This window comes from Romboutsia sp. (genome assembly GCF_035470145.1).
Classification (GTDB): Bacteria; Bacillota; Clostridia; order Peptostreptococcales; family Peptostreptococcaceae; genus Romboutsia_D.
In genome coordinates, this window is the sequence record NZ_DATIRC010000074.1 from 1 (window position 1) to 4,819 (window position 4,819).

At 26.1% G+C, this 4,819-nt stretch carries 5 protein-coding genes and 1 other annotated feature; of the genes, 1 reads left to right on the forward strand and 4 read right to left on the reverse strand.

The window, feature by feature from the left end:
- The 3 genes from tyrS to VLM92_RS02575 all read right to left on the reverse strand — a co-directional run.
- Positions 1-951, reverse strand: a 951-nt coding sequence (tyrS, locus tag VLM92_RS02565; protein ID WP_325274790.1) for a tyrosine--tRNA ligase, incomplete at its 3' end; no start/stop codon positions are given.
- Between the two features lie 63 nt (positions 952-1,014).
- Positions 1,015-1,271 (reverse strand) — a binding site (T-box leader).
- Between the two features lie 128 nt (positions 1,272-1,399).
- Positions 1,400-2,086 (reverse strand): glycerophosphodiester phosphodiesterase family protein, encoded by a 687-nt coding sequence (locus VLM92_RS02570; RefSeq protein WP_325274791.1) that lies wholly within the window; start codon positions 2,084-2,086, stop codon positions 1,400-1,402.
- A gap of 18 nt (positions 2,087-2,104) precedes the next feature.
- A complete protein-coding gene (locus VLM92_RS02575) occupies positions 2,105-3,073 on the reverse strand; it encodes a DUF2232 domain-containing protein (protein ID WP_325274792.1) in 969 nt (322 codons plus the stop codon).
- Between the two features lie 93 nt (positions 3,074-3,166).
- Here VLM92_RS02575 and VLM92_RS02580 point away from each other — a divergent pair, with 93 nt between their 5' ends.
- Positions 3,167-3,616, forward strand: coding sequence for a GNAT family N-acetyltransferase (locus VLM92_RS02580; RefSeq protein ID WP_325274793.1), 450 nt, complete (start codon positions 3,167-3,169; stop codon positions 3,614-3,616).
- Positions 3,617-3,746: 130 nt separating this feature from the next.
- Here VLM92_RS02580 and VLM92_RS02585 read toward each other — a convergent pair.
- A partial coding sequence (locus VLM92_RS02585; protein ID WP_325274794.1) for a UDP-N-acetylmuramoyl-L-alanyl-D-glutamate--2,6-diaminopimelate ligase occupies positions 3,747-4,819 on the reverse strand: 1,073 nt, incomplete at its 5' end.

Sequence of the window (4,819 nt, forward strand, 5' to 3'; positions counted from 1 at the left end):
AAATCTTTCTTCAGCAAAATTAGCTCTTTCTTCTCCATGATATAGCCTTACTATTTCTTTAGCAAGTTCCATTTTTACGTTTCTTGGATTGACTCTATCTTCTTTTAAATCCGCTTCTATTTTATTAACTACATCAGGATGAACATCAGTTACTAAGTTGTAGTATTTAACTATTAACTCATCTGGTATTTCCATAGCCTTTTGGTACATTACTCCTGCTTCTTCATCTACACCAATGTAGTTTCCTAAACTCTTACTCATTTTATTGACACCATCTAATCCTTCTATTAAAGGCATCATTATAACTATTTGTGATTCTTGACCAAATTCTTTTTGTAATGCTCTTCCCATTAACAAGTTAAATCTTTGATCTGTTCCTCCAAGTTCTATATCAGCATTTATTGCAACTGAATCGTATCCTTGCATTAATGGATAGAAGAATTCATGTACTGATATTGGAGTATGGCTTTCATATCTTTTCTTGAAGTCTTCTCTTTCTAACATTCTTGCTACTGTTATTGTAGCCGCTAATTTTACTACATCTTCAAAGTTTAACTTAGCTAACCATTCACTGTTAAATCTAACTTCTGTTTTTTCTTTATCTAAAACTTTAAATATTTGTTCTTCATAAGTTTTTGCATTTTCTAAAACTTGTTCTGTAGTTAATGCTTTTCTAGCTTGAGATTTTCCAGTTGGATCTCCTATTTTACCTGTGAAATCTCCTATTATTATTATTACCTTATGTCCTAAATCTTGTAATTGCTTCATTTTTCTAAGAACTACAGTATGTCCTAAATGTATATCTGGAGCTGATGGATCAAGTCCTAATTTTACAACTAATTGACGTCCTTCTTTATCAGCTTTTATTAATTTTTCTCTAAGATCTTTTTCATCTATTATATCATCTACACCTTTTAATATTATTTTAATTTGATCATCTAAATTTATCATTTTTTACCTCCTATATTATAATTATACTTTTATGTTTTTGCATTAAAAAAGCTCTCATCCTAATAAAAGGACGAGAGCATTACTCACGTGTTACCACCTTAATTCATTAATATCTTGCAATATTAACCTCAGTAGGTACGCCAATCTATGGTTATACCTTATCACTATAACGTGTGCTAATCCGATTTTCCCTAATGGTTGTTATCTTTCAGGAAAACTGCTCTAAGATGTATTCAAACTAATTTATCTTGCTCCTCTCACCAAACGGAAACTCTCTGTTAGACTACATTAGTTTTACTTTTTCTTTTCATCGCTTTAAATATTATTTTAATGTTAATTGTTGTTAATTGTTAATAATATTAATATATTCTGAATCTTATAATTTGTCAACCCTTTTATTTGTTTTATTTTTGGGTGGCATAAATCCTTCAAATATTATATTATCAGACTATTTATATGCTTTTTTCATTTCTTCTTCATTTCTTATTGTCCATGATACAATAGGCATTTTCTTTCTTAAAATTGCTATTGCAATATTATTTATCCCATACAATCCATAACATATATAGTCTGGCTTTGTTTTAAAATTTAATAACATATTTTTTAAAACAAATTTTTTATACCACTTTATCAGTGCATCTTGAAAACAACTAGATATCTGCCCTCTTATTACTTCATTTGCATTATCTTTGTACCACTTTACAATACGAGGGTCAAATGATTGTATAGAATACTTACCATTATAATTTTTAATTATATTATATACTTTTTCACTTAAACTTATGTATTTATTATCTGTCTTTATTTCAATTATTACAGGTACCTTTTCATCTATAACATTTAATACATCTTTTAATAAAGGAATTCTCTCATTTGTATTTAATAAGGTTAATTTACTTATTTCACTATATGTTAAGTCATTTATGTCATTTTCATTACCTGTCATTCTTTTTAAATTATCATCATGAAATACTACAACCTTTTTATCTTTAGTAAATTGAACATCTAATTCTATACCATACCCATACTTAATAGCATTTTGAAATGCACCCATAGAATTTTCTGGGAAAACTTCATTGTATAAGCCTCTATGTGCAAATGGTATTTCTTTAAGCCAATTTGTATTTTTCTTCATTACATCCCCCACCTGTATTTATTTACTTGATAAACTATTTATATAATTATTTATTATGCTTATTTGCTTTGTCCTTATGTTTAATTTCGCATCTAATATTATGTTGAAAATTATAATTAATAGTGTTGTTATTTTAAATGTGAAAATTAATAATATTAATGTAATAACTGATGATATTCTTATATAAGATACTTTCTGATACTTTGATAATAAGTAATTTTGAAACGCTGTATATCCATCTTTTATTACAAAATATAAGCATAAATATTTTATAGATATTAAAATTGTTTTTAAATAAACCCAACCTAAGTTTATTTTTAATAAACTTAGAATTTCCATAATACATATATAAAAAATACATCCATAAAATACATACTTAGAACAACATAAAAATCTTGAAAAACTTCTAAAATTGCTTATTATTTGTAGTTTTTTCTTACCATTTCCTTTTAATATATTTAATTTTTTAGATAATATTAAAGACAAAAAATATATACTAAATACAGTTCCAAAAGGAAATAATGCTATGAATAAGTAATAAACTACATCTACATATTCTTTATAAGGAAATACTTTTGTATACCCTTGAAACTCTTTCATAAAACTATATCCTATTAGTTTTGATGCATAAACATCTATAAATACCATAACTATAACCCCTAATATAGAAGCATACACTAAATCATCCATAATAGTAGTTTCCTTAAGTACTAAACTTCCACACATAATTCCAAGAATAACACTTTGACTTGCCCATATAGCCGTTCCTATATTTCCAAGTATTAGTCCTACTATAATCAATGAGCTTATTCCAGATAAAACACTGTATTTAAAATCACATTTTATACATACTATACAAAAAAATACTGGCACTACAAAATCTAAATAAATGGTATATCCAAAACCACTACCTACTGCTACTATAGTACCTACTATAAATAAAGCTGACAAAAGCCCTGCCTCTGTCAATTTTTTAGTATTATTCATTTTCCCTCCTAAGACTACTGTTTTGAATTCATTAAAACAATGCTATACTATATAATAATATTTATTTTAAAATTTATAAAGGGGGAAGGTTGAATGTTTAAGATAAAACATTTTAATGATTTAACTTTAAATGAGCTTTATGAGATAGCAAAATGTAGATATGAGGTGTTTGCTTGTGAGCAAAAAATATTTGGAGAAAATGATTTTGATGATGTAGATAAAAAATGCTATCATATTTTTCTTGAAAATGATAATAACATAACTGCTTATGCCCGAATAATACCTAAAGAGTTTAGTTCTTATGATGATATTTCTATTGGAAGAGTTTTAGTTTTGCAAGAATATAGAAGATATAAGATTGCTAAAAAAATGATGGATAAAGCTATAGACTTTATAACATCTGAGCTTAATGAAAATAACATAACTTTATCTGCTCAAGAGTACATAAAAGACCTTTACTTATCTTGTGGGTTCATAGAAGTCTCTGATGTTTATGATGAAGTTGGAATTCCCCATGTAAAAATGAGATATTCTTCAAATTAAATATTTATATAAATAGTTCTATATATTTATTTTATAAAAATATATATGCGCTTACAAAAAAAGAATTATACTAATAAAATTTATAGTATAATTCCTTTTTTAAAATATATGAGTTTAAGTGTTACCTAAATTATATGTTACTTGATTGTAATTTTAAATTTTCAATAGCTTCATAAGCTATCTCTTTATCATCAAAATGATGTTTAGTAGTCCCTATTATTTGATAGTCTTCATGACCTTTACCTGCTATCATTACTACATCCCCAACTTCAGCCATCTCTATTGCTTTATATATAGCTTTTTTTCTATCTTCTATTACTATATAATTCTCCTTATTTTCATCTATCCCTTCTAATATATCCTTTATTATTAAATCAGGATTTTCTGTTCTAGGATTGTCTGATGTTATTATACTTATATCTGAATTTTGTTGTGCTATTTTTCCCATTGTAGGTCGTTTAGTTTTATCTCTATCTCCACCACATCCAAATACTGTTATAATTTTTCCTATTACAAATTCTTGTACTGTATTTAATACATTTTCTAACGCATCTGGTGTGTGAGCATAATCTACAATAACAGTAAGACCTTCATCATTTTTTACATTTTCAAATCTTCCTTTTACACCTGGTGTATTTTCTAACTTTTCTTTTATTATGTCTATTTCAATATTTAATATATAACAAGCACTTATTAGTGCAAGTGTATTATAAACAGTAAATTTACCAGGAACACTTACATAAATATCCTCACTATATGTTGGCGTTGTTAATTTATATGAAACTCCATTTGGGTATAATTTTATATCGCTTGCCATAAAATCAGCTTTTGAATTTATTCCATAAGTATATGCTGGTGTATTCAAACCTTTAATATTATTTAATATAGTTTTACCATACTCATCATCTATATTTATAATATTAGCTATACTGGTTTTATAGAACAATTTTTCTTTGGCATTTCTATAATCATCTAAATCTTTATGAAAATCTAAATGATCCTCTGTAAGATTTGTAAATATTCCTATTGAAAAATTTATACTTCCAACTCTATTTAAAGCTAAAGAATGAGATGATACTTCCATCGCACAAAACTTACAATCATTTTTCAGCATTTCATCAAAATATCTTTGTAAATCTATACTTTCTGGAGTAGTATTTTTAGATATTGTTTCTTTTTTTCCATCATCTATGTTTATAGTTC

Excerpts from the sequence above, each read along its gene's own strand:
- VLM92_RS02570 (WP_325274791.1), bottom strand. The coding sequence starts at position 2,086 with ATGAAGAAAAATACAAATTGGCTTAAAGAAATACCATTTGCACATAGA.
- VLM92_RS02580 (WP_325274793.1), top strand. The coding sequence starts at position 3,167 with ATGTTTAAGATAAAACATTTTAATGATTTAACTTTAAATGAGCTTTAT.
- VLM92_RS02575 (WP_325274792.1), bottom strand. The coding sequence starts at position 3,073 with ATGAATAATACTAAAAAATTGACAGAGGCAGGGCTTTTGTCAGCTTTA.